This window comes from Sphingomonas sp. 3P27F8, from assembly GCF_005502745.1.
Classification (GTDB): domain Bacteria; phylum Pseudomonadota; class Alphaproteobacteria; order Sphingomonadales; family Sphingomonadaceae; genus Sphingomonas.
This window is the reverse complement of the sequence record NZ_SCNL01000009.1, coordinates 143,151-167,020: the sequence shown is the minus strand read 5'-3', so window position 1 is coordinate 167,020 and position 23,870 is coordinate 143,151. Positions and strand designations below refer to the sequence as shown.

17 protein-coding genes and 1 pseudogene are annotated in these 23,870 nt (G+C 65.7%); 7 read left to right on the top strand and 11 right to left on the bottom strand.

The window, feature by feature from the left end:
* Window positions 1–52: 52 nt before the first annotated feature.
* Complete coding sequence (locus FFS35_RS12410; RefSeq protein ID WP_137787404.1) at window positions 53–1,168, top strand: membrane dipeptidase; 1,116 nt, start codon at window positions 53–55, stop codon at window positions 1,166–1,168.
* Window positions 1,169–1,178: 10 nt separating this feature from the next.
* Here the strand turns inward: FFS35_RS12410 and FFS35_RS12405 are convergent, their stop codons facing one another.
* Window positions 1,179–3,221 carry an NAD(+) synthase gene (locus tag FFS35_RS12405; protein WP_137787403.1) on the bottom strand — a complete coding sequence of 681 codons (2,043 nt, stop codon included), beginning with the start codon at window positions 3,219–3,221 and terminating at the stop codon, window positions 1,179–1,181.
* A gap of 78 nt (window positions 3,222–3,299) precedes the next feature.
* Between FFS35_RS12405 and FFS35_RS12400 the strand changes: the two genes are divergently transcribed.
* Window positions 3,300–6,206 (top strand): PAS domain S-box protein, encoded by a 2,907-nt coding sequence (locus FFS35_RS12400; RefSeq protein ID WP_137787402.1) that lies wholly within the window; start codon window positions 3,300–3,302, stop codon window positions 6,204–6,206.
* A 15-nt stretch (window positions 6,207–6,221) separates the two neighbouring features.
* Here FFS35_RS12400 and FFS35_RS12395 read toward each other — a convergent pair whose 3' ends face one another.
* The gene (locus tag FFS35_RS12395; RefSeq protein WP_137787401.1) at window positions 6,222–7,880 is read right to left on the bottom strand and encodes an alkaline phosphatase family protein; all 1,659 of its coding nucleotides are present in this window, start codon (window positions 7,878–7,880) and stop codon (window positions 6,222–6,224) included.
* Window positions 7,881–7,930: 50 nt separating this feature from the next.
* Here FFS35_RS12395 and FFS35_RS12390 point away from each other — a divergent pair, with 50 nt between their 5' ends.
* Window positions 7,931–9,949, top strand: a complete 2,019-nt coding sequence (locus tag FFS35_RS12390) for a protein-disulfide reductase DsbD domain-containing protein (RefSeq protein WP_137787400.1) — start codon at window positions 7,931–7,933, stop codon at window positions 9,947–9,949.
* 9 nt (window positions 9,950–9,958) lie between these two features.
* On the opposite strand, the gene FFS35_RS12385 is transcribed toward FFS35_RS12390, so the two are convergent.
* Window positions 9,959–10,708: an arginyltransferase gene (locus tag FFS35_RS12385; protein WP_137787399.1), complete on the bottom strand. Its 750-nt coding sequence runs from the start codon at window positions 10,706–10,708 to the stop codon at window positions 9,959–9,961.
* A 135-nt stretch (window positions 10,709–10,843) separates the two neighbouring features.
* Window positions 10,844–12,088, bottom strand: coding sequence for a threonine ammonia-lyase (locus FFS35_RS12380; RefSeq protein ID WP_137787398.1), 1,245 nt, complete (start codon window positions 12,086–12,088; stop codon window positions 10,844–10,846).
* A gap of 92 nt (window positions 12,089–12,180) precedes the next feature.
* Here FFS35_RS12380 and FFS35_RS12375 point away from each other — a divergent pair, with 92 nt between their 5' ends.
* Genes FFS35_RS12375 through FFS35_RS12365 form a run of 3 tightly spaced genes read left to right on the top strand, consistent with a single transcriptional unit; the run spans window position 12,181 to window position 15,848 of the window.
* Window positions 12,181–13,020 carry an NAD(P)-dependent oxidoreductase gene (locus FFS35_RS12375; protein ID WP_137787397.1) on the top strand — a complete coding sequence of 280 codons (840 nt, stop codon included), beginning with the start codon at window positions 12,181–12,183 and terminating at the stop codon, window positions 13,018–13,020.
* On the top strand, window positions 13,017–14,687 hold the full coding sequence (locus FFS35_RS12370; protein WP_137787396.1) for an amidohydrolase: 1,671 nt from the start codon (window positions 13,017–13,019) through the stop codon (window positions 14,685–14,687). Before FFS35_RS12375 ends, FFS35_RS12370 begins: the two co-directional genes overlap by 4 nt.
* 42 nt (window positions 14,688–14,729) lie before the next feature.
* Window positions 14,730–15,848: an acyltransferase gene (locus FFS35_RS12365; protein WP_137787395.1), complete on the top strand. Its 1,119-nt coding sequence runs from the start codon at window positions 14,730–14,732 to the stop codon at window positions 15,846–15,848.
* Between the two features lie 157 nt (window positions 15,849–16,005).
* Here the strand turns inward: FFS35_RS12365 and FFS35_RS12360 are convergent, their stop codons facing one another.
* From FFS35_RS12360 to aguB, 5 genes are all read right to left on the bottom strand, one after another.
* Entirely contained in the window at window positions 16,006–16,587 is a 582-nt protein-coding gene (locus tag FFS35_RS12360) for a TetR/AcrR family transcriptional regulator (protein ID WP_137787394.1), read from the bottom strand.
* Entirely contained in the window at window positions 16,584–17,048 is a 465-nt protein-coding gene (locus FFS35_RS12355; RefSeq protein WP_137787393.1) for a DUF1348 family protein, read from the bottom strand. Before FFS35_RS12355 ends, FFS35_RS12360 begins: the two co-directional genes overlap by 4 nt.
* Before the next feature lie 317 nt (window positions 17,049–17,365).
* Window positions 17,366–18,061 (bottom strand): response regulator transcription factor CtrA, encoded by a 696-nt coding sequence (gene ctrA / locus FFS35_RS12350; protein WP_137787392.1) that lies wholly within the window; start codon window positions 18,059–18,061, stop codon window positions 17,366–17,368.
* A 152-nt stretch (window positions 18,062–18,213) separates the two neighbouring features.
* On the bottom strand, window positions 18,214–19,254 hold the full coding sequence (locus FFS35_RS12345; RefSeq protein ID WP_137787391.1) for an AI-2E family transporter: 1,041 nt from the start codon (window positions 19,252–19,254) through the stop codon (window positions 18,214–18,216).
* 54 nt (window positions 19,255–19,308) lie between these two features.
* Complete coding sequence (aguB, locus tag FFS35_RS12340; RefSeq protein WP_137787390.1) at window positions 19,309–20,157, bottom strand: N-carbamoylputrescine amidase; 849 nt, start codon at window positions 20,155–20,157, stop codon at window positions 19,309–19,311.
* A 127-nt stretch (window positions 20,158–20,284) separates the two neighbouring features.
* Between aguB and FFS35_RS12335 the strand changes: the two are divergent.
* Window positions 20,285–21,086 (top strand): annotated as a pseudogene (locus tag FFS35_RS12335) (hypothetical protein).
* A 56-nt stretch (window positions 21,087–21,142) separates the two neighbouring features.
* Here the strand turns inward: FFS35_RS12335 and FFS35_RS12330 are convergent.
* Window positions 21,143–22,108: an agmatine deiminase family protein gene (locus FFS35_RS12330; RefSeq protein WP_137787389.1), complete on the bottom strand. Its 966-nt coding sequence runs from the start codon at window positions 22,106–22,108 to the stop codon at window positions 21,143–21,145.
* Complete coding sequence (locus FFS35_RS12325) at window positions 22,105–23,742, bottom strand: M28 family metallopeptidase (RefSeq protein WP_137787388.1); 1,638 nt, start codon at window positions 23,740–23,742, stop codon at window positions 22,105–22,107. Before FFS35_RS12325 ends, FFS35_RS12330 begins: the two co-directional genes overlap by 4 nt.
* Between the last annotated feature and the right edge of the window lie 128 nt (window positions 23,743–23,870).

The window sequence follows — 23,870 nt, the reverse complement described above, 5'->3', positions numbered from 1 at the left end:
CGCGATCCTGGCACGGCGCGCTATGAACGGGCTTTCACAGCGGGGGCGATAAATGCAGACTTTCGGTCGACGATCGATGCTGGCGGGAATGATGGCATTGCCCGCACTCCGCGCCGCGGCCCGATCACCTGCGGCCGCGCCGTCGCCGGCCGACCGGCTCTACCGCCAGGCGATCGTTCTCAACGGTAATCTTGCCGGCCCGTTCAGCGATACCAAGCCGCTGCCGGCGAGGGACGCAAAAGAGATCAGGCAGTCCGGAATCACCGCGTTCAAGACGACACTGGGCGGCTCGGGATCAAATCGCGCGGATACGATCGAGGAAATCGCGTTCTTCGACGCGGCGATCGCGGCCAACAGGGATCTGTTCGTCAAGGTCCGCGACGTGGGCGATATCGCCGCCGCGAAGCGGGCAGGGCGCGTGGGGATCATCTATTCGTTCGAGGGTGCGAGCATGCTCGAAGGCAAGATCGAGGCGATCGACGCCTTTCGCGCCTCGGGCGTGCTGGTGATGGGGCTCAGCTATAACGTGACCACGCCATTCGCGTCCGGCGTCCTGTCCAGGCAATCGACCGGGCTGACCGAACTTGGGCGGCAGGCGGTGGCGCGCATGAACGCGCAGGGCGTCACAATCGACGTGAGCCACAGCGATGAACCGTCCAGCCTCGCGGCGATCGCCGCCTCTCGCCGGCCGACGCTCGTCACCCATGCGGGGTGCGGGGCGGTGCATCCGCATCCGCGCAACAAGTCCGATGCCCTGATCCGCGCGCTGGCGAACAGTGGCGGTGTGATCGGCATCTACGAACTTTCGTTTATCGCGGGCGGGCGGAAGCAGCAGTCCCTCGACGATTATCTGGCGCACCTGACGCATGCCTTAAAGGTTGCGGGCGAGGACCATGTGGGGATCGGCAGCGACGCGCTGGTGGGCCGTTTCGATACCTCGCCGGCGAACATGAAGATGTGGAACGCGGATATCGCACGCCGCAAGGCATCAGGCGTGGGTGCGCCGGGTGAGGGGCCGCCGCCATTCGTGGAGGGGCTCAATCGCGCTGACAGGATGGAGGTCATCGCCCGCGCGCTGGCCAAGCGCGGCGTGCGCAGCGCCGCGATCGAGAAGATACTCGGTACGAACTTTCAGCGGGTGTTCGCCGAGACATGGACTGCCGGCTGACGCGCGCGCCTCAATCCCACCGTGCCAGCTCCGCGAGCCACGCGGCGGCGGTGCCGTCGCTCGGCGCACGCCAATCGCCACGCGGGCTGAGCGCGCCGCCGGGTGAAACCTTCGGCCCGTTCGGCAATGCCGATCGCTTGAACTGACTGGTGCGGAAGAAGCGGGTGAGGAATTTCTCGAGCCAGCCGCGGATCGTATCGAGATCATAGGCGACCCGCGCCGCCTCCGGCATGCCCTCCGGCCAGCGCCCGGCTTCGGCATCGCGCCAGGCGTGCCATGCGAGGAACAGGATCTTGGACGGCGCAAGGCCATAGCGGATCACGTGATGCGCGAAGAAATCGTTGAGCGAATAGGGGCCGATCCGTGCCTCCGTGCTCTGGATCACGCCATCCGCCCCGGCTGGCACCAGTTCGGGGCTGATCTCGGTTGCGAGGATATCTTCCAGTACCGCATCGGTCGCACGATCATATTGATCGGTCGCGATGCACCAGCGGATCAGAAACTGGATCAGCGTTTTGGGCACGCCGGCGTTAACGCCGTAATGGCTCATCTGGTCACCCACGCCATAGGTGCACCAACCCAGCGCCAGTTCGGAAAGGTCGCCCGTGCCGACGACGATGCCGTCGCGCTGATTGGCGAGACGGAACAGATAATCCGTGCGCAAGCCGGCCTGCACATTCTCGAACGTCACGTCGTAGGCGGGTTCACCGTTGGCGAACGGGTGACGCATGTCTTCCAGCATCCGGCGCGCGGCGGGGCGGATGTCGATCTCCTCCGCCGTCACCCCCAGCGCCTGCATCAGCTTCCACGCATTGGCCTTCGTCGCGTCGCTGGTCGCGAAGCCGGGCATGGTGATGCCCAGGATATCCGCGCGCGGCCGCCCGAGCCGATCGAGCACCTTTGCCGCGACGATCAGCGCATGCGTCGAATCGAGGCCGCCCGAAACGCCGATCACCAGCCGCCTGGCGCCGGTCGCCTCGAACCGCTTCGCGAGCCCCTCCACCTGAATGTTGAAGGCTTCGTAGCAGTCGGCATCCAGCTTGTCGGGGGTATTGGGCACGAACGGGAAGCGCCGGACGGCGCGCCGCAAGCCGATATCGGCAAAATCGGGCTGATGCGCGAAGGGGATGCGGCGGAACCGCGCCTCCGGATGGCCGGCGAGCGCGGCGGCGTCGTTGAATGTGCCGAAGCGGCTGCGTTCCTGTTCCAGCCGCTCGCAATCGACATCGGCGATGCAGAGTTCGGGGCCGCCCCCGAACCGCGTGGATTCCGCAAGCATCTCGCCCAGCTCGTGAATCGTGCCCTGGCCGTCCCACGCGAGATCGGTGGTGCTCTCCCCCGATCCCGCCGCCGAAAAGACATAGGCACAGGTTGCGCGCGCCGATTGCGCCGCCGACAGCATAGCCCGCTCGCGCGCCTTGCCGATCGTGACGTTCGATGCGGAAAGGTTACAGCACACCAGCGCGCCCGCCAGCGCGCCCAGCGTGGAGGGCGGCGTCGGCGCCCAATAATCCTCGCAGATCTCGGCATGGAAGACGAATTGCGGCAGATCGCTCGCGGCGAAGATCAGGTCGGTGCCGAACGGCACCTCCTCATCGCCGACTGAGATCGTCAGCCCGGTGAGCCCTGCGCCGCTGGCGAACCAGCGCTTTTCGTAATATTCGCGGTAATTGGGCAGAAACGTCTTGGGCACGACGCCCAGCACGCGCCCGCGCGCGATTGCGACCGCGCAATTGTACAGCCGCCCGTTCCTCGCCAGCGCCGCGCCCACCAGCAGCACCGGGCGCAGATCGCGAGTCGCCCCGGTAACCTTGGCGATCGCGTCGAGAGTGGCCGCCTGTTGCGCCGTCTGCAAATGCAGGTCGTCGATTGCATAGGAGGTGAGATTTAGTTCCGGGAACACCACCAGGTCGACTGCCGCATCATGCGCCTCGCGGGCGAGCAATATCGTCGCTTCGGCATTGGCGGCAGCATCGCCGACAGAGGCGCGTGGGGTGGCCGCCGCGACACGCAGCAGGCGATGGGCGTGGATTGAACGGAACGCTGGCTTCATCCGTTACGCGGATAACGTGCTTTGCACCGGTATGCCATCGTTCCGGCTTTGCGGGGCGAACTGAAAGATATAGTAATAATGGTGATGGACGGCCCGGCCAACAACGTGCGTGAGGTTGCGCGCCAGTTCGCCGGTGGCGGGGCGCTGGGCGCGCTGATACTGGCGAAGGATTGGTCGGATTCGCCGCTGGGGCCGATCGATCAGTGGCCGTCCGCGCTGGTCAACGCCGTCAGCCTGATACTTCCCGCCGCTTCCGAGATCGTGCTGTTCTGGGGGGCGGAGCATGTCGCGCTCTACAACGACGCCTATGCCCCGACGATCGGGGACAAGCACCCGGGCGCGCTTGGCCGTCGGGCGCGCGAAACCTGGGGTGAGCTTTGGGATGATCTGGCGCCGCTGCTCGATCATGTGCGCACCACCGGCGAAACCTTTAATGCGCGCAACCGCCCTTTCCATACCGATCGCGCGGGGTTCGACGAGGAAGTGTTCTTCGACGTTTCCTATTCCGCGATCCGGCTGGACGATGGCGCGATCGGCGGGGTGATGTGCATCGTCTCGGAGACGACCGAGCGCGTGCGGGCGGAACGAACCCTGACTGACGAGAAGCAGCGCTTGTCACAGTTGTTCGAGGATGCGCCGGGCTTCATCGTCGTGCTGCGCGGCCCGGATCACGTGATCGAGCACGCCAATCAGGCCTTTCGCGAACTGATCGGGGAGCGGCCCGGCGGGATCATCGGCCGTGCAGCGCACGAGGTGCTGCCGGAGATCGAGCAGCAAGGATATTGGCGTCTGCTCAACGCGGTACGGACCGCGGGCAAGCCGCATCGCGAGAACGGCGCGACCGCGTTGCTCCGGCGACACCCCGATACCGAGCCGGAAACCCGCCATCTCGATTTTCTCTTTCATCCCATCAGGGATGCGACCGGCGCGGTCAGCGGCATATTCGTGCAGGGCGCCGATGTCACCGACCGGTACAGTGCCGAACGCGCGCTGGCCTTGAGCCGCGAATCGCTGGAACTGGCGACGGAGGCGGCCGAGATCGGCATATGGGATATTCACGTGCGATCCCGTCGCGGCATATGGTCAGATCGGGCGAAGGCGATGTATGGGTTGCCGCCCGATCGTGAACTGACGCTCGATCAATATTATGCGCTGCTTCACCCGGAGGATATCGGGATGGTGCGCACCAGTCTGGCGGCGGCGGTCGATCCGGCACGCCGCGCACCGATCGATATCGAGTTTCGCGCGATACGTGCCGACAATGGCGAGACGCGCTGGTTCGCGGCGACAGGGCGCGGCATTTTCGAGAACGACGAGTGTGTCCGCGCGGCGGGGACGGTGATCGACATCTCCCGTCGTCGTCACGAGCGCGAGGCGTTGCGCGAGAGCGAGACACGGTTCCGCGACCTTTCGGATTCGCTGCCGGCATTGATCTGGCAGACAAACGAACAGGGCGAGATCATCTTCGCGAACCAGTTCTTCGAAACCTTCCTGGGCGTGGCGCCCGCTGAGGTTATCCGGGAGGGCTGGACCCGGTTGTACCTGCCGGAGGATCGCAAGGCGCTCGGGATCGTTCGCGCGCGGGTGCATGAATCGCGCGCACCGATGGGCGGCGATCTGCGGCTGATGGGGCCGAACGGCGAGCCACGCTGGGTGCATGCCGAAGCCAGGCCGCGCATCATCGACGGCGTGTATCGCGGGTTCATCTGCTGCGCGGTCGACGTGAGCGAGGCGCATCTCGCGGGGGAGGCGTCCGAGCGCCGGGTGGCCGAACGCACCCGCGAACTGTTCAAGGAAATCGCCGAGCGCGAGCGGGTCGAGGCGACGCTTCACCAGATGCAGCGGCTGGAGGCGGTGGGTCAGCTCACCTCTGGCGTCGCGCATGATTTCAACAATCTGCTCACCGTCGTGCTCGGCAATGTTGCGATGCTGGAGCGCACGCTTGGCGAGGCAGGCGACGCGCGCACCCGCCAGCGGCTGGAGCATGTGAGGATGGCGGCCGAACGCGGCGCCGCGCTGACGGCGCAGTTGCTCGCCTTCTCGCGCCGCCAGCGGCTGGAGGCCAAGGCAGTCGAACTCAATGCGTCGATAGTCGGGATGCGCCCGTTGATGGAAAGCACGCTCGGTCGCGCGATCACGATCGACGCGCGGCTGGCGCCCGATTTGTGGCAGGCTTTCGTCGATCCCACGCAATTCGAGCTGGTGGTGCTCAATCTTGCCATCAACGCCCGCGATGCGATGGGCGCCGCCGGCGGCAAACTCGGCGTCACCACCGCGAATGTCACATTGGGTGAGCCTGTGTCACCCGATGCGCCGCGCGCTGGCGACTATGTGATGGTGTCGGTCGCCGATACGGGCGAGGGAATGACCGAAGCGGTGCGCGCGCGGGTGTTCGAGCCGTTCTTCACCACCAAGGAAGTGGGCAAGGGCTCGGGGCTCGGGCTGGCGCAGGTCTACGGCTTCGTCAAACAGTCGGGCGGCGGGATCAATATCGAGACGGCCCCCGGGAAGGGGACGACTGTCACCGTGTACCTGCCACGCGCGATGACGGATCATCATCCGCAGGCGACCGAATCGCTGACGACTGGCGAAGTCTCTATCGCCGGCCGCACTGTGCTGGTGCTCGACGACGACGATCATGTCCGCGCGGTGACGGCGCAGGAATTGCGCGACGCCGGCGCAGTCGTGATCGAGGCGGCGGATGGCATGCGCGCGCTGAGCGTGGTGGAGCGGGACATCGCGCTCGACGGCGCCGTGGTCGATTTCGCGATGCCCGGCATGAACGGCGCGGAATTCGCCGCCCAGGCGCGCGGGCTGCGGCCGGGCCTGCCGGTGCTGTTCGTCACCGGCTATGCCGATCTGCGCGCGCTGGCCCATGTCGGTGACGATGCGGTGATCCAGAAGCCCTTTGCCGCCGGGGCGATATCCCGGCGACTTGGCGAGCTGATTTCCGGCGCGTGGTTCAACGGGATAAAACCGCGCTGACCAGCCCTGCCAGCCTCAGCGCGGGCACGTCGAGGCGGCGGTAGCATCCAGATCGAGGCAGCGCCCGTCGAGGCCGCTCACCGGCAGGCCGATGGTGGCGGCAAGCGTCGGTGCGATGTCCACCGTTTCTACCGACAGCGGTTGTTCGAACCCGGCAATCCCCTTGCGCCAGAAAAGGATCGGCACCCGCCGGTCATAATCCCACGGGCTGCCGTGCGTCTCGACGTAGCCCGGCCCCGGCACGGGGATCGGGGTGACGCGGGGCTTGAACAACAGCAGGAAATCGCCCGAGCGCTCGGGATCGTAGGAGGCGCGCGCGCGCTCCGCCAGCGTCCAGTTTTCCGGCGGGCCCTTTGGCATCGGGGTGGCGGCGATCTGCTCGCGGGTGAGCGCGGCGGCGACCTGAGGCATTGCGGCGTACCGTTTCACGGCCGCGGCGATAACGGCTGCACGCTTTCCTGCCGGCACGTCGCTGGATACGTAAACGTCGCCTTCGCCGCCGATCAGCACCGGGCCGGCGATCCCGAGTTCCTTGCCAATCGCCGCGCCGACCAGCTTGGGCGCGGCTGCCGGATCGAGGCGCGTCTCCATCGGCATGGCGTGCTGCGCCTGGCGCTCGGTCAGGTCATGCGCGCCGTGATCGGCGGTCAGCACCACCTCGTAATCGATACCCAGACCATCGAGGGCATCGAAGAAATTCTCCAGCGACAGATCCAGCTCGTTCATCTGGATGCACATCTCGCTGCCCTGCGTGCCATTGGCATGCCCGATATAGTCCGTCGCGGAAAGGCCGACGATCAGCAGATCGGGCGTACCGCCAGTGCCGAGCTTCATATCCTTGGCAAGCCCAAAGGCCATGCCGAGCACGGCGCTGTCGATCGCGGGGGAGGCACGGAAAGCCTTGGCGTCGCCCGCCGCGCGCTCGAACCGGCCGGTGCCGAGCGTCTGCCCGCCGACCTGGATCGGGCGCGAGATGGCCGCGCACCACCCCGGCAGCGGAAGCGGGCCCTGCGGGCTGGCGATCAGCCCCGCCACGGCAGCGCGCGCGCGCGCGATCGTCGGCGGCACGGCGCGACCGGCATAGGAAACGAAATCCTTCCCGTCCCAGAACCACAGCTCGTCCACCTTGTGACCGCCCATCATGATCGCCGCGCGATCCTTGCCCGCGACGGAGACGACGCGCGTGGCGGGATTGGCAGCCTTCATCATCTCGCCCAGCGTCGGCACCTTCAGATGGAGGTCCGCGGCGGTGTAGCTGTTGTGATCGGTGCCGGGGACGCGCTCGTCCTCGGCGCAATAGACCGTCTTGTCGGCGCGGCCGATCTTCTGGTCGATCCAGTTATTGGCGATGATCCCGGTATGCGCCGGGCGCATCCCCGTCAGGATCGTCGAGTGGCCCGGGCACGTCTCGGTGGCGGCATGGCTCTGATAACCGGCCGGAAAGACCACTCCCTGCAACAGGCGCGCGAATCCGCCGGTGAAGTGGTTGCGATATTGGGCGAACAGATCGGCCGAAAACTGATCGACCGAGATCGCGACGATCAGCTTGGGCGCGGCGCGCGGGCCGGCTGCATCGGCCGCAACCGCGGCGGCGGGCGCGGCCCGCTGCGCGAATGCCGGCGTGGTAAGGGCGGCGGCGATCAGGGCGGCGGTGGCGGCGATCCGCAGTTTCATCTTCGGTCCTTGGTGCAAAGCGGTGGCGGGCACGGTATGTCCGCGCCATGATGGCGAGGCAAGCATGGTTCCGGCGCATAGTGGCGCTTCTGGTCGGGTTGATGACAATGGTCGCGCAGCCCGCTGCAGCCGACCAGCATGTCGCGATGCGGCTGGTCGCGGAAACGCCGCGCCCGGCAGCTGGCGGCACCGTGACGCTGGCGTTCGATGCCGTGCCGGCGCCGGGCTGGCATGCTTACTGGCAGAATCCCGGCGACGCGGGCGTGGGAACGAGGCTCGCCTGGACGCTGCCTTCCGGCGCGCGTGCGGGGGAACTGCGTTATCCGGTGCCGCAACGGCTGCTGATCGCGGGGCTGATGAACTATGTGTTCGAGCGCCCCTTCGCCATGCTCGTCGATGTTCAGATACCTGCGGGTCTCGCGCCGGGCACGCCCCTGCCGATCAGCGTGAAGGCGGATTACCTCGTCTGCACCGCCGATCTGTGCGTGCCGGAAACGCAGACGCTTCAGACCGCGCTTATTGTGGGCGACGGCGCGGCCGATCCGGCGTTGCGGGCCAGATTCGATGCGTGGCGGCGCGCCCTGCCGCAGCCGCTCGGCGCGAGCGCGACCTGGCAAGCGGCCGCAGGCGTATTCAGGCTGGGCGTGCCGTTTCCCGCCGCTGCTCCGATAAGGGATGCCTATTTCTATCCGCTCGCGGGCGGCGCGGTGGACTATGCCGCGCCGCAAAAGATCGCGCGTGACGGCGACCGGCTCGTGGTTGAAGCGAAATTGGCGGCGGTGCCGGCCAGCGGCAGGATTGCCGGCGTGCTGGCGACGGGCGAGGGACGCGGGCTGGCGATCCTCGCGAATCCTGGCGTCGTCGCGCCTGCCGATGCGGCCGGCGGCGTGTGGGGAAGCGCGCTGCTGGCATTTGCCGGCGCGGTGCTGGGCGGCCTGCTGCTCAATATCATGCCGTGCGTCTTTCCGATCCTGAGCCTGAAGGCGCTTGGCCTGGCGCGGGCGGGCGAAACGGAGGCTATCGCGCGGCGTGAATCGCTTGCCTATGCGGCGGGCGTGATCCTCGTGTGCCTCGCGCTGGGCGGCGGGTTGCTCGCGTTGCGCGCCGGTGGATCGGCCGTCGGCTGGGCGTTTCAGCTGCAGGATCCGCGCGTGATCGGGGTGTTGCTGCTGCTCGTGGCCGGCCTCGCGCTCAACCTTGCCGGATTGTTCGAACTCCCCACGCCGCGATTCGCCGGCAAATCCGGGACCACCGGGGCATTTGCCACCGGCGCACTGGCAGCGTTCGTCGCGACACCATGTAGCGGCCCGTTCATGGGCGCGGCGCTTGGCGCGGCGCTCGTGCTGCCCACGGCTGCCGCGCTGATGGTTTTCGCGGGGCTGGGCTTCGGCATCGCATTGCCGTTCCTGCTGATCGGCTTCGTCCCGGCGTTTCGGCGTCGCCTGCCGAAGCCGGGGCCGTGGATGGTGCGGCTGCGTCATATCCTGTCGATTCCGATGTTCCTCACCGCGGCGGCGCTGGGCTGGGTGCTGTGGCGGCAGGCGGGCGGCATTGGCCTGGTGCTCGCCGCGATCGCGCTGATCCTGCTGGCGCTTGGCCTGTGGTGGACCGGCTGGATGCAGGGGCAGGGCAGGGAGCGGGCGTGGTGGCCGGGGCTGACGGCGATACCGGCGGCGCTGATGGCGATGGCGCTGCTCCATCCGGGCGCGGCGCGGCCGGCAACCACGATCGCCGGTGCCGAGCGGTTCAGCGAGGCGCGCCTGGCAGCTTTGCGCGCGGAAGGGCGGCCTGTGTTCGCCTATTTCACTGCCGACTGGTGCCTGACCTGCAAGGTCAACGAAAAGACCTCGATCGAAACCGAAAGGGTCGCGCGTGCTTTCAGCAAGGGGAAGGTTGCGGTGCTGGTTGGCGACTGGACCGATGGCGACCCCGCGCTCGGCCGCTTTATCGAGGCGAACAATCGCGCCGGCGTGCCGCTCTATCTGTGGTACGCACCCGGCGCACGAGAGCCGCGCTTGTTGCCGCAGTTGCTGACGCCGGACATGCTCACCGGTCTGGCCGGCACGTGAAGCGGGCGATCAGATGACCGCGTCGTGCTCGGCCAGCAGCGCCCAGCCGCGCGGGCCGAGGATTTCGAGCGGGCGATAGCGCGTCTTGTATTCCATCCGCGACGATCCCTTCACCCAATAACCGAGGTAGACATAGGGCAGCCCTGCGGCGCGCGCGCGCAGGATGTGATCGAGGATGATGAGATTGCCCAGCCCCGGCCGGTCCTCGCGATCGGCAGCGAAGAAGCTGTAGATCATCGATAGCCCGTCGGCCTGTCGATCGGTGAGGCATGCGCCGATCAGCTTGCCCTGCGCGCCGTTCACCGAAGGCTCGCGATATTCGACGATCACCGAATTGACCGGCGATTGCTCGATCATGTCGGCGTAATCCGTTTCGTCCATGCCCGCCATCCCGCCGCCGGGATGACGCGAGGAGAGGTAGCGGCGCAGGAGCTGAAACTGCTCGTCGGTCGCCCACGGGCGGCACGCCGTCACCTCCAGATCGGCGTGGCGGCGGATCAGCTTGCGCTGAGTGGCGTTGGCCTCGAATTCATGCGTCACCACGCGCACGGAAACGCACGCCGTGCACCCCGCGCACGACGGGCGATAGGCAACCGACTGGCTCCGCCTGAAACCGATCCGGCCGAGCGCGTCGTTGAGTTCGCTCGCATGTGGGCCGGAAAGCTCGGTGAACACCTTCCGCTCCTGCCGCCCCGGCAGATAGGGGCACGGCGCGGGACTGGTCACGAAAAAGCGCGGAAAGCGAAATGGCGCCGTCACCGACGTAATCCTTGCGAGCGGCGCGATGATTCACGCCGCATCGACAGGATATGAATCCTTGGCGCAAATGTGAAAAGCCCGTTAACCACGAATAGGAGGTTAACCCGCTCCCGCCGATCGTTCCAGAGGCCAGATTCAGGCGGGCTCGACCTGGCTTACCTCATAGCCGCCCTCGCGCAGCGCGCCCACCAGCCGATCGAGATGCGCGCGATCACGCGCCTCGCATTCGATCTCTGCGATCAGCCCCTTCGCCGGAAGCGAGGTGAACACGCGCTGGTGATACACCTCGATGATGTTGACGCGCTGCTCGTCGAATATCTTCGCGACGTTATAGAGCGAGCCGGGCTGGTCCTGCAGTCGAATGCGCAGCCGCGCGAGGCGGCCGGACCGCGCCAGATCGCGCAGCAGCACGTTGGCGAGCAATCGCGTGTCGATATTGCCGCCGCACAGCACGACGCCGACCGTCTTGCCCCTGAAGCGATCGCCATGCTCCATCAGCGCGGCGAGGCCGGCGGCGCCCGCGCCCTCCACCACCGTCTTCTCGATCTGGAGCAGAAGGCTGACTGCCTGTTCGAGGCTTCGTTCGGAAACCAGCACGATCTCGCCCACCAGCGCCGCCACGATCCGCGCGGTGAGGCCGCCCGGTTCCTTCACCGCGATGCCCTCCGCCAGCGTGTCGCCCGCGCATGGCAGATTGGTGTGGTTGAGGCGATTGTACATCGACGGGAAAAGCTCGGCCTGCACGCCGATCACCTCGATCGGGCGGCCCGCCGCAGCCGCGACGGTCGCCATGCCCGAAATGAGGCCGCCGCCCCCGATCGGCGTGACGAAGGTGTCGATCTGCGGAACGTCTTCAAGCATTTCCAGCGCGACCGTGCCCTGGCCCGCGATAACGCGCGGATCGTCGAACGGATGGATGAAGGTGTAGCCGTCGCGCGCCTCGAGCGTGCGCGCGTGGGCATAAGCCGCGTCGAAGGTTTCGCCTTCGAGCACGACCGTCGCGCCGTGGCCCTGCGTCTGCGTCACCTTAACGATCGGCGTGGTCGTGGGCATCACGATCGTGGCCGGCACGCCGAGCCGGTTCGCGTGATAGGCGAGGCCCTGCGCATGGTTGCCTGCGGACGCCGCGATCACGCCGCGCGCTTTCGCCTCGTCGGAAAGCTGGAGCAAGGTGTTGAGCGCGCCGCGCTCCTTGTAGGCGGCCGTGAACTGCAGGTTCTCGAACTTGAGATAGACGCGCGCGCCGGTGAGCTGCGACAGCGTCTTGCTGATAAGGGTCGGCGTCCGCACGATCGAGTCGCGAATCCGCATGTGCGCCGCGCGCACGTCGTCGATGGAGACGGGAAGGGATTCGTCGTTCGTCGCGGCGGTGGCCAACATAACCTCCTGTTCGCGCCGCAACTGGGGCGGCGGCGAGGGAAGCCGCCTAGACCATCTGGCGCGCCGTGGAAACTACGCCTAATCGACGGGCTATGAAGATCGCATTCATTGGCACTGGCGTCATGGGCGCCCCGATGGCCGGGCACCTCGCCCGCGCCGGACATGACGTAACCGTCTATAACCGCACCCGCGCCAAGGCTGAGGCGACGGGGCTGCGCGTCGCGGACACGCCAGCGCTTGCGGCGGCGGGGGCGGATGCTGTCGTCACCTGCGTCGGGAACGACCTCGATCTGGAGCAGGTCACGCTGGGCGCCGACGGCGCATTCGCGGCGATGCGGGCGGATGCGGTGTTCATCGATCACACCACGGTTTCCGCGGATATTGCGCGGCGGCTCGCCTCGGCGCGCGGGCTGAGCGTGGATGCGCCGGTTTCCGGCGGTCAGGCTGGTGCGGAGAAGGGCCAGCTTTCGATCATGTGCGGCGGCAGCGACGCCGCGATGGCGAAGGCGCGGGCGGTGATGGAGCCTTATGCCGCGCGCATCGTCCATGTCGGTTCGGCCGGCGCGGGGCAGCAGACCAAGATGGTCAACCAGATCTGCATCGCCGGCGTGTTGCAGGGGCTGAGCGAGGCATTGCGGTTCGCCCAGGCGAGCGATCTCGATCTCGACAAGGTGTTCGAGGCGGTGTCCGGCGGGGCGGCGCAGAGCTGGCAGATGGTCAATCGCTGGGGCACGATGGCGAAGGGTGAATTCGATTTCGGCTTCGCGATCGACTGGATGCGCAAGGATCTGGGCCTCGCGCTGGACGAAGCGAAGCGGAACGGCGCGGTGCTGCCGGCGGCGGCGCTGGTCGATCAATTCTATGCCGAGGTGCAGAAGCTGGGCGGCGGGCGACAGGATACCAGCGCGCTCGTGCGGAGGCTGCCGCGGTGAGGGCCGCGCTGCTCGCGGCCGTCGCCATTCTTTTTCCATTGCCCGCCCTGGCGGACGCGCTGATCGACAATGTGCAGGGCATCACGCTCGATCGCGACGGCAAGGTCGTCCGCTTCAAGTCGATCGTCATGGACAGGGACGGTAAGGTCGTTCGCCTCGTCGCAATGAACGAGCCGCCGCACAAGCCGACGAAGAAGGATCCCGGCCCGCGCTATGACTGGCGCGCCGATCTGAAGGGCAAAGTGCTGCTGCCGGGCTTCATAGATGCGCATGGCCATGTCGAGAGCCTCGGATTCGCGGCACTGTCGCTCGATCTGTCGGACACGACAACGCTCGATCAAGCGAAGGCCAAGATCGCGGCCTATATCGCGGCCAACCCGGATCGGAAGTGGATCGTCGGGCGCGGCTGGAATCAGGAGAAATGGGGGCTGGGCCGTTTCCCCACGGCGGCCGATCTGGACGCGGTTGCCAATGGCCGCGCGGTCTGGCTGGAGCGGGCGGACGGCCATGCCGGCTGGGCCAATAGCGTGGCCATGCGCGAGGCGGCCGTCACCGTCGCCACGCCCACGCCCACGGGCGGGCGGATCGAAAAAGGCGCAAATGGCCAGCCGACCGGCGTGTTCGTCGATGCCGCCACCAAGATTATCGAAAAGGTTCTGCCGCAGCCGTTGCCCAAGGAGCGAGACGCGGCCTTCCTGGCGGCGCAGCAGGTGCTGCTCGGCTATGGCGTCACGGCGATCGCGGATATGGGAACGACGCTCGACGACTGGCTCAGCTTCCGCCGTATGGCCGATATCGGCGCATTGCGTGTTCGGGTGATGAGCTATGCGATGGGCGTGGAAACGGCGAGCCGGGTCGGTGGCAAGGGACCGACGCCGTGGCTTTACGGCGATCGGCTGCGGATGGGCGGAGTGAAACTCTACGCCGATGGCGCGCTCGGCTCGCGCGGGGCGTGGCTGAAGGCGCCTTATGCTGATGCACCGGGGGAGCGCGGACTTGGCTTCAACAGCGACACGCAACTCCAGAACCAGATGAGCCGAGCGGCGATGGATGGCTTCCAGGTGGCCGTCCACGCGATCGGCGATCGCGCCAACCAGCAGGTGCTGGACGCGATCCAGTCGCTCTCGGATACTTACACGGGCGATCGCCGCTGGCGTGTCGAACATGCCCAGGTTGTGGATCCCGCCGATCTCCCGCGCTTTGGTCGATACAGCACGATCGCCTCGATGCAGCCCGTCCACCAGACGAGCGACCGGACAATGGCCGAGGCGCGTCTCGGCCCGCAGCGGCTGGCGGGGGCCTATGCGTGGAAATCGATGCTGGCGAACGGGTCGAAGCTCGCCTTTGGCTCCGATACGCCGGTGGAGCGGCCCGATCCCTGGGCGGGCTGGGCCGCGGCCTTCACCCGGCAGGACGCGAATGGCCAGCCCTATGGCGGCTGGCGGCCGGAGGAGGCGGTGACGCGCGAACAGGCGTGGTGGGCCTATACCGGCGGTGCGGCATATGCCGGATTCGCCGAGAGCAAGTTCGGGATACTCGCCCCCGGTCAGCGCGCCGATTTCATCATCGTCGATCGGGATCCGCTCAACGCCAGCCCCGCCGACCTGCGCAAGACGGTGGTTGAGCAGACCTGGATCGGGGGCGAGAAGGTGTGGGAACGCAAATAGCCTTCATCATCTTCTAACCCGGCTCGTCCATTGTCGGCGGCGATGGAACGGGAGCGCCTGCAAGCGATACAGATATTGCGCGGCATCGCGGCGATGGGCGTCGTCGTGCATCACATATTCATGACGATGCGCGATCACCCGGGGCTGGTCAGGGCCGGGTATTTCCCGCAGCTTCCGGGGCTTGCCAATTTTGGCGCGACCGGCGTCGATCTGTTCTTCATCATCAGCGGCTTCATCATGGCGGATGTCGTCAGTCGGCGCACGCATGCGGGGGCAGGGCGCTTTCTCGCAGATCGCGCGATCCGCATCCTGCCGATGTTCTGGCTGGCGAGTGCTGTCTATATCGGCTGGATGCTCTGGCGCGGCGCGAGCTTTCCGCCCGGCGCCTATATCAACTCGGTGCTGCCGGTGACGTGGGATGCGGATGGCGGTTATCGCTTTCCCGCGCTCTATGCTGGCTGGACGCTCGCGTTCGAGCTGGCATTCTACGCCCTGGCGGCGATCATCATCGCCGTGCGCCCAACTCGTCCTGATCGCGTTTTGCTGCTCTCGCTTGCTTTGCTGGCGATCGCCGGCAGCTTTTCGGCTTTTCATGCGCGCGCGCCGATCGTGTTCAATCCCATCATGGGGGAATTCGCGCTGGGCTTGCTCGTATGGATGAGCTGGCGCGACAGGTGGCGCTGGATATCGCGCAATTCACTCACCGTCGGCGCGATGCTGCTGCTCCTGCTGATCGTGACCCCGTGGTCGATCACGATTTCGGTCCACCCCGAGGGCGTGGTTTCAGGAACGGCCAGCTCCAGCCGGCTGCTCTTCCTGGGCGTGCCGTATGCGCTGATCGTCGCAGGGGCTGTGCGATGCGGAGAGGCGTACGGGCGGCTACCCAGGTTTTTCGAGCGCGCGGGCAACGCTTCCTATTCGCTCTATCTGGTTCACCCGATCGTGCTGGAGGTCGCGCGTGCGACGCTACCGGACGATGCGCGAGCGAACCCGGAAATGCTCGCGGTCGCTCTGCTCATCATATCAATCGTGGTGAGCCTTCGCGTCTATGTGCTCATAGAGCGGCCGATGCTCGGCACGCTGAAGCGGCTCAGAACAGGTATTGAGCGAACGCTGGACAGGCGATATCGGAACGATGTGATCTGTGAGCCGCGAGCGTGAAACGCAGCGAGCGAGTGATGTGGAAGCGGGCAGCCTGACCGAGCGCCGATGGCAGTGGTTTCGGTAGCGACGCAGCACCTATCCCGAAAACGATCTGAGTGCGGGGAAAAGTGATCAACGCTTCCCTGCAAAGGCCATTTCCAGCGCCCGCCCCCGCTCAGCCGTTGCGGTCCAGCGCCCCGAGCAGAGACGTTCTGAGCCGCCCGACGATCCGCTGAAAGGTCGCCTCGTCACCAAGCGCCCGCGACAGGACAATGGCGCCCTGGATGCCGGAAACGGCCTCTTCGGCGAGTTCCAATGCCGGCGCGGGTGGCACACCCCCTCGTTCAAGGCAAAGCGCCAGGGCGGCAATCCAGCGGGCGAAATACTGCTTCACTGCTGCCGCGAATGCATCGCCGGCAGAATTGAGGCCGAGACTGCCGACGATGCATACGCGCCTTCCCGACAGGAAGTACGTCGTCACATCGTCTATCATGGCCGTAACGGCCGCACGCGGCTCCGAGACATGCTCCAGCGGCGTGAAGATCGCAGCGGTGAACCAGCGTTCTATGTCCTTGAGCACCGCCTCCATCATCTCCTGCTTCCCGCCGGGGAAGAAGTTGTAGAGACTGCCTTTGCCAAGACCTGTCGCCGCCGAGAGCACGGCGAGGCTTGCCCCCGCGAAGCCGTGTTCGCGGAATGCTTCGGCCAATGCGGGCAACGCGCTCTGGCGATCGGTCAGGACGCGTTTGGCGCTCACAAGCCCAGATCGCTCAGCGACGGATGGTCATCCGGACGGCGACCGAGCGGCCAGCGAAACTTTCGCTGCGCTTCCGTGATCGGCATCTCGTTGATGCTCGCATGGCGGTTGGACATCAGACCGTCCTCCGCGAAAAGCCAGTTCTCGTTCCCGTAAGCGCGAAACCATTGTCCGCCATCGTCACGATATTCATACGCATAGCGCACCGCGATGCGATTGCCCGTGAAGGCCCAGAGCTCCTTGATGAGCCGGTATTCGTGCTCCTTGTTCCATTTCCGGGTGAGAAATGCCTGGGCCTCATCCCGGCCGGTCGCGAATTCCACCCGGTTACGCCAGCGGGTATCGAGCGTGTACGCGAGCGCTACCTTGGCCGCATCGCGCGTGTTCCACCCGTCTTCCGCCAGGTGAACCTTTTCGACCGCAGTTTCATGAGTGAATGGTGGAAACGGAGGACGAGACATCGTTTTTCCCTTCGGCGTGCGATCGGTCGTGAGCGATCGCGAGAGGTGATTGACCTTTCGGTACACAGTTGTCCCGAATGGTACAACATGTTTCTGCCAGCCCGCCGGTGGAAAATGACGATCGACGATTGTGTGATCGCACCGCGTGGATGGTCGCGCTCCTGGCGCGCCGGTGTCCGCAATGGTGCCAGATAATGGCGGCGAAAGCCGGCAAATCGCAATCTGACATACCAGCCGCCAACTACCGACCGGACAAGAAAACGGCCGCGACACCCCCCGATGTCGCGGCCGTCTACCGGTAACGAAGCGTGGTCAGGTCAGGCGACCTGCACGGCCTCTTCCGGTTCGCGCAGGACGTAACCGCGGCCCCACACGGTTTCGATGTAATTCTCGCCGTCGCATGCGAGGCTCAGCTTCTTGCGGAGCTTGCAGATGAACACGTCGATGATCTTCAGCTCGGGCTCGTCCATGCCGCCATAGAGATGATTGAGGAACATCTCCTTCGTCAGCGTCGTGCCCTTGCGGAGCGAGAGCAGCTCCAGCATCGCATATTCCTTGCCGGTCAGATGCACGCGTGCGCCATCGACCTCGACAGTCTTGGCATCGAGGTTGACGGCAAGCTTCCCCGTCTTGATGACCGATTGCGAATGCCCCTTCGAGCGGCGCACCACCGCATGAATGCGGGCGATCAGCTCCTCGCGGTGGAATGGCTTGGTGACGTAATCGTCGGCGCCGAAGCCGAACGAGCGCACCTTGGAATCCATTTCGTTGATGCCGGAAAGGATCAGCACCGGCGTCGTGACGCGGGCGACGCGCAGCCGCTTCAACACGTCATAGCCATGCATGTCGGGCAGGTTCAGATCCAGCAGGATGATGTCGTAATCGTATAGCTTGCCGAGGTCCAAACCCTCTTCACCCAGGTCCGTCGCATAGACGTTGAACCCCTCCGTGGTGAGCATGAGTTCGATCGCCCTCGCGGTCGTCGGCTCGTCCTCGATCAGCAACACCCGCATCTGATTTCCCCGTTCGACACCGCGTTACGGTCCCTCCCAGGCCCGAACGCGACAGAATGATTAACCAAATACTTTCTGAAGGCAAAAGGTTAATTTCGACTTAAGCGAGGGTTTCCCGCGAGTCGCAGGGCCTGTGAGGCGATTCGGGCCATTCAGCGCGTGCCGAACGGCATATCCTCCCCAAGGGTTTCTCGCAGGTAAAGACTGCGGACCAAAGTGAAGATGACGACGAGGAGCGCAGCGGAAAAGAACAGGCCGAAGATGCCGAATACCGCGCCGATCGCGAGGATCGCGAACAGGGTTACCGCCGGCGGGATCGCGATCACCCGGCTGGTAACGAATGGCGTGATGAGATTGGTCTGCACCAGCCGGACCGCCGCGAACACCGCGAATGTCCACAGCAGCGCATGCGGCCCCTGCGTCGCGGCGAGGCCGAGGGCGGGAAGCATCGCCGCAACCGGGCCGACATAGGGGATGAATTCCGAAAGGCCGGTCAGCAGGCCCAGCGCGGCGGCGGAGGGCACGCCCACGGCCCAGAGCCCGAGCCCGACGAGAACGCCCATCGTGGTCATCTGAATCAGCTGCGCGCGCAGCCACAGCCGCAGCGTGGAGGCGACATCGACGAGCGCGTCGTCGATCGCCTTGCGCTTCGATGGTGGCATGAGCAGCAGCAGTCCGCGCTCGTACACCCCCGGATCGACCGCGAAGAATATCGATCCTACCAGCACCAGAAGGGCGTTGAGAAATATCTCGCCGACACCCTGTGCGAGCCCGCCGATATCCTGCGCGATCCGGCTGCCCGCATAGGCGGCACGCACGGCATCGGCGATCTTCGCCCCGACCGGCGTCTGCGCCATATAGCCGCCGAGCTGGTCGATCATCAGCGGCAGCCGCGCGACGAACAGATTGACCTGCTCGCGAAACGCTACGGCAAAAAGCCAGCCGAGAAACGCGATCAGCGCCAGTATCGTCAAGACCGCCATGCCCAGCGCGACCCTGGCGGGCATCCGCACCCGCTCGCGATAGATTTCCGCTATCGCGTGGATCACGATCGCGCCCAGCACCGAACCGAAGGCGAGGATCAGCAGGTTTGCCGCGACGTAAAGCGCGGCGAGCACGCCTAATATGAGCGCGGTGATGAACAGGCGCCGGATGAAGCGGGCGTCGGCGTCGTCAGGGCGAAGGCGGGTCATCGCGGCAGAGCGTGGCAGAAAAACCCACGCTGCGACAGCATGTTCGGCGCGCGATCAGATATCGTGCACGAGGCGCCCGTACAGTTCCGGCCGGCGATCGCGGAAGAAGCCGAAAGCGGCGCGGTGACGTTTGACGCGATCGATATCCAGGGTCGCGGTGATGACGCCCTCCTCGTTGCGATCCAGTTCCGCCAGAATGTCGCCGCGCTCATCGCAGATGAAGCTGGTGCCGTAGAACGTCTGGCCGTGCTCGGTTCCGACGCGGTTGGCGGCGATCACCGGCACCACGTTAGACACCGCGTGGCCGATCATCGCGCGTCGCCACAATCGCGCGGTGTCCAGTCCCGCGTCATGCGGCTCGTTGCCGATCGCGGTGGGGTAGAACAGCACCTCCGCCCCCATCAGCATCAGCGCGCGCGCCGTTTCAGGATACCATTGATCCCAGCAGATGCCGATGCCGAGCTTCACCGCCGGGCCGTCCCACACCTTGAATCCCGTATTGCCGGGGCGGAAATAGAATTTCTCCTCATAGCCCGGACCATCGGGAATATGGCTCTTGCGATAGACGCCGGCGACCTTTCCGTCCGGGTTGACCATTGCGAGGCTGTTATAATGATGCGGGCCGTCCGCCTCGAAAAAGCTTGTCGGAATCCAGACTTTCAGTTCGGATGCGAGCGCCTGCATCGCCAGCACCGCGCGATGCTCCGCGGTGGGCCGGGCGTTGGCGAACAATCCCTCATCCTCGACGCGGCAGAAATACTCGCCCTCGAACAATTCCGGCGGCAGGATCACCTGCGCGCCCCGCGCAGCCGCCTCACGGACGAGGCGCGAGACGTTGGCGATGTTTCGCTCCAGATCATCGGAGAAAGCGAGTTGCAGCGCGGCGACGGTGATATCGGTCATGCGGGCGCATGTAGGCGATGCGCGGCGATGATCCAATGGTCGCGGATCGGTGGGGAGGGCGCCGGCTGCGATTGCGGACATGCCGATAAGGCTTCATTGAGAGCCAGTCGCTGTCGCGGAGGCACGGATGAGTAAAGCGGGCGGCAAGGTTCCCGCCGTGACCTTCACCTTCTGGATCATCAAAATCCTCGCCACCACCCTGGGAGAAACCGGTGGCGATGCGGTGAGCATGACATGGCTGGGGGAAACCACGCCGGCCGGGGCCAGCAGCGGCGTGAATGGCTATCTTGTCGGCACCGCGATATTCGGCGTCGTGCTGATCGCACTGATCTGGCTTCAGGTCAGCGCACGCCGCTTCAACCCCTGGTTGTATTGGGCCACAATCATCGCCTCCACGACGGCAGGAACCACGCTCGCCGATTTTTCGACCCGATCCATCGGGCCTGGGCTACCCGGGCGGCTCGCTCCTGTTGGCCAGTTTGGTCCTCCTGTCGCTGTTTTGCTGGCATCGCACGTTCGGGGGCGTGGATATCAACCGTATCGAAACCAGGGGCGCAGAGATATTTTATTGGATCACGATCACCTTTTCACAAACTCTGGGCACGGCGCTGGGTGATTGGGTTTCGGATGGTGCGCTTGGGTATGCCGGTGCCGCATTGATATTTGCTGGCGTGCTGTCGGTTCTCGCCGTGTTCTATTATTTCACAAGCATCTCGCGCGTCCTGCTCTTCTGGATGGCGTTCATTGGTACGCGGCCTCTCGGCGCGACCGTGGGTGATTTTCTCGACAAGCCAGTAGCGAAGGGCGGCCTCGATCTTAGCAGGCCGCTCGCGACAGCCGTTCTTGCCGGCGCGATCCTGTTGCTCATCCTGCTTGCTCCGCAGCGAGCGGGCGCACATCCCGGAGCCGCTGGAGAAGCGCGACCTTGACGCCCGCTTTCGCTCAGAAGCGCCCCCGTCTGTCCTCCACAACCCCTGGCGTTCGATCACCCCGGTATCTGCTGGCTGATGCAATGGAAGCTGCCGCCGCCCGTGAGGATCGCATCCGCGCGCAGCCCGATGACCTTGTGGTCAGGAAACAGCGCCTGGAATTCGCGCACCGCAACGTCGTCGTCGGGTGCGCCGTAGATGGGCACCACGACGCTGGCATTGCCGATGTAGAAATTCATGTAGCTGGCCGGCACTATCTCGTCATCGCGCATCACGCGGCCGGGGGAGGGCACGGGCACGACGCTAACGCCGAATGCGCGCGCGCGATCAGCGGCGAGCTGATAGACCTGCCAGTTGGGATCATTGTCGGCGGCGACCGGGATCGCCAGTCGGCCTTCGCCGATGAAGCGCGCGAGATTGTCGACATGGCCATCGGTATGATCGTTGAGCAGGCCGTCGCCCAGCCACAGCACGCGATCGAAGCCGAGATCGCGTTCCAGCCGTTCGGCGATTTCCGCCTTTCCGATCAGGCCGTTGCGATTGGGGTTTAGCAGGCATTGTTCGGTGGTGACGACAAGCCCGGTGCCGTCACCGTCGATCGCGCCACCCTCCAGCACCCAGTCGCACGGCACGATGCGCTTGTTGCGCCGCCGCGCGAGGCGCGCCCCGATATCGTCATCGCCGGGCAGATCGTATTTCCCGCCCCAGCCGTTGAACGCGAAATCGCGCGCGGTGCCATCGCCGGTGATGATCGCGGCGGTATCGCGCAGCCAGATGTCCCCGAACGGCTCGACCACCACGTCGGCGAACGGGGCCAGCTCGCCGGCGGCAACGCCGGCCTCTGCATCGGCGGCGACAAGCAGCACCTTCTCGCCGCGCCCGTCGGCATGCACCGCGCGGGCGAAGGCGGCGACTTCCTCGCGCGCCTGATCGAGATCATCCTGCCACAGCTCGGGGTGGGATGGAAAACCGATCCACACCGCCTTGTGGCGCGCCCATTCCGGTGGCGGGGCGCTCGTCACTTCGCGTCGCTCCGGGATTTGTCGCGGATCGCGCGGAATTCGGCGGTGGGATACCAGTTCGGCCACATGCTGCCGTCCGCCAGTTCGCGGCCAAGCTGATAATAGATCGTCAGATCCTGCACCGCGCCGGACCAGTCCCAGTTCGGGTTATATTCGTCCTGCGGCTTGTGATAGCGATGCTCGACATAATCCTGTGCCGCCGCGCGGCCTGCCGCCACGCCGCCGTTGACCAGATTCTCCCCGCTGCCCCCCGACAGCATCGGCACGCCGAGCTTGGCGAAGGAGAAATGGTCGGAGCGATAATAATGCCCCTTCTCGGGGGTCGATTCCGGCGCGATCGTGCGGCCCTGCGCGGCGAGCAGCGGCTTCACCATATCCTCCAGCTGCGATTTTCCCGCGCCGGTCAGCTCGAAATCCTTGGTGGCGCCAATCACGTTCAGCACGTCCATGTTCACGCCGCCCACCGTCTTGCCGAGCGGGAATACCGGGTGCTGCGCGTAATAGGCCGAGCCGAGCAGCCCGCTTTCCTCCGCCGTCACGGCGAGGAACGCGATCGAGCGCCGCGCCGGCCCGGCCTTGGCCTGCGCCTCTGCCATGGCGATCAACCCGGCGACCCCCGAAGCGTTGTCCACCGCGCCGTTGCAGATGCCGTCGCCGTCGACCGGATCGCAATGGCCCAGATGATCCCAGTGCGCCGAATAGAGCACGGTCTCGCCCGGGGCGGTCTTGCCCGGGAGCAGCCCGACCACATTCTTGGACATGCTGCGCCGGATCGTGTTGTCGAACCCGCCGGAGAATTTGAGGCCCAGCGGCACGGCGCTGAAGCCCTTGTGCTTCGCGGCTTCCGACAGTGCGGTGAAATCCTTTCCGGCGGCGGCGAAGATCTCCTTGGCGCGGTTCAGCTGGATCCAGCTTACGATCTGGCTCTGGTCTATATGGTTGCCGGCCTCGTCCAGCTCGTGCTGCGCCCCGGTCCAGGACGAGCGGACCACCGCCCACGGGTAGGCGGCGGGCTCTGTGTCGTGCACGATGATCGCGGCGGCGGCGCCCTGCCGCGCGGCCTCCTCGAATTTGTAAGTCCAGCGGCCGTAATAGGTCATCGCGCGGCCTTCGAACGGGCCGGCCTTGGGGCCGGCGTCCTTTGTCTGCCAGTCGGGGTCGTTGATGAGGATGACGACCGTCTTTCCCTTCACGTCGACGCCGGCGTAATCGTTCCAGCCCTTTTCGGGCGCATTGATGCCGTAGCCGACGAACACCATGTCGCTGTTCTTCAGCGAAATCTGCGGCACGACGCGATAGGTGCCGGCGACGATATCGTCACGATAGGCCAGCGCGATCGGCGTCTTCCCGCCGGATACGACGAACGGCTTGATGTTCTTTGCCTCGATCTCCACCATCGGCACGTCCTGGGTCCACTGGCCCTTGTTGCCCGGCTGTAGGCCAGCAGCCTTCATCCGCTCGATGATATAGGCGACCGTTTTCTTCTCGCCCTCCGTTGTCGGTGCGCGGCCCTCATACGCATCGGAGGACAGCTCCCTGGTCACCGTCTTCAGCGTGTCGATCGAGAAGGTCTGCGCAAAGGCTGGCGCGGCGAGCGCGGTGGCGAGAAGGAAGAGAGGCAGTCGAGAACGCATCACAGGCTCCGCATCAGGATCGGTTTCATGGTGTTTGGCAGCGCCGGAAGCGCCGTGCAAGGCGGGGCGAATGTGTCGCGCATCCGTGTGAACTGTGCCAAGAGCGCGACCGAAAAGGCCACACCCCG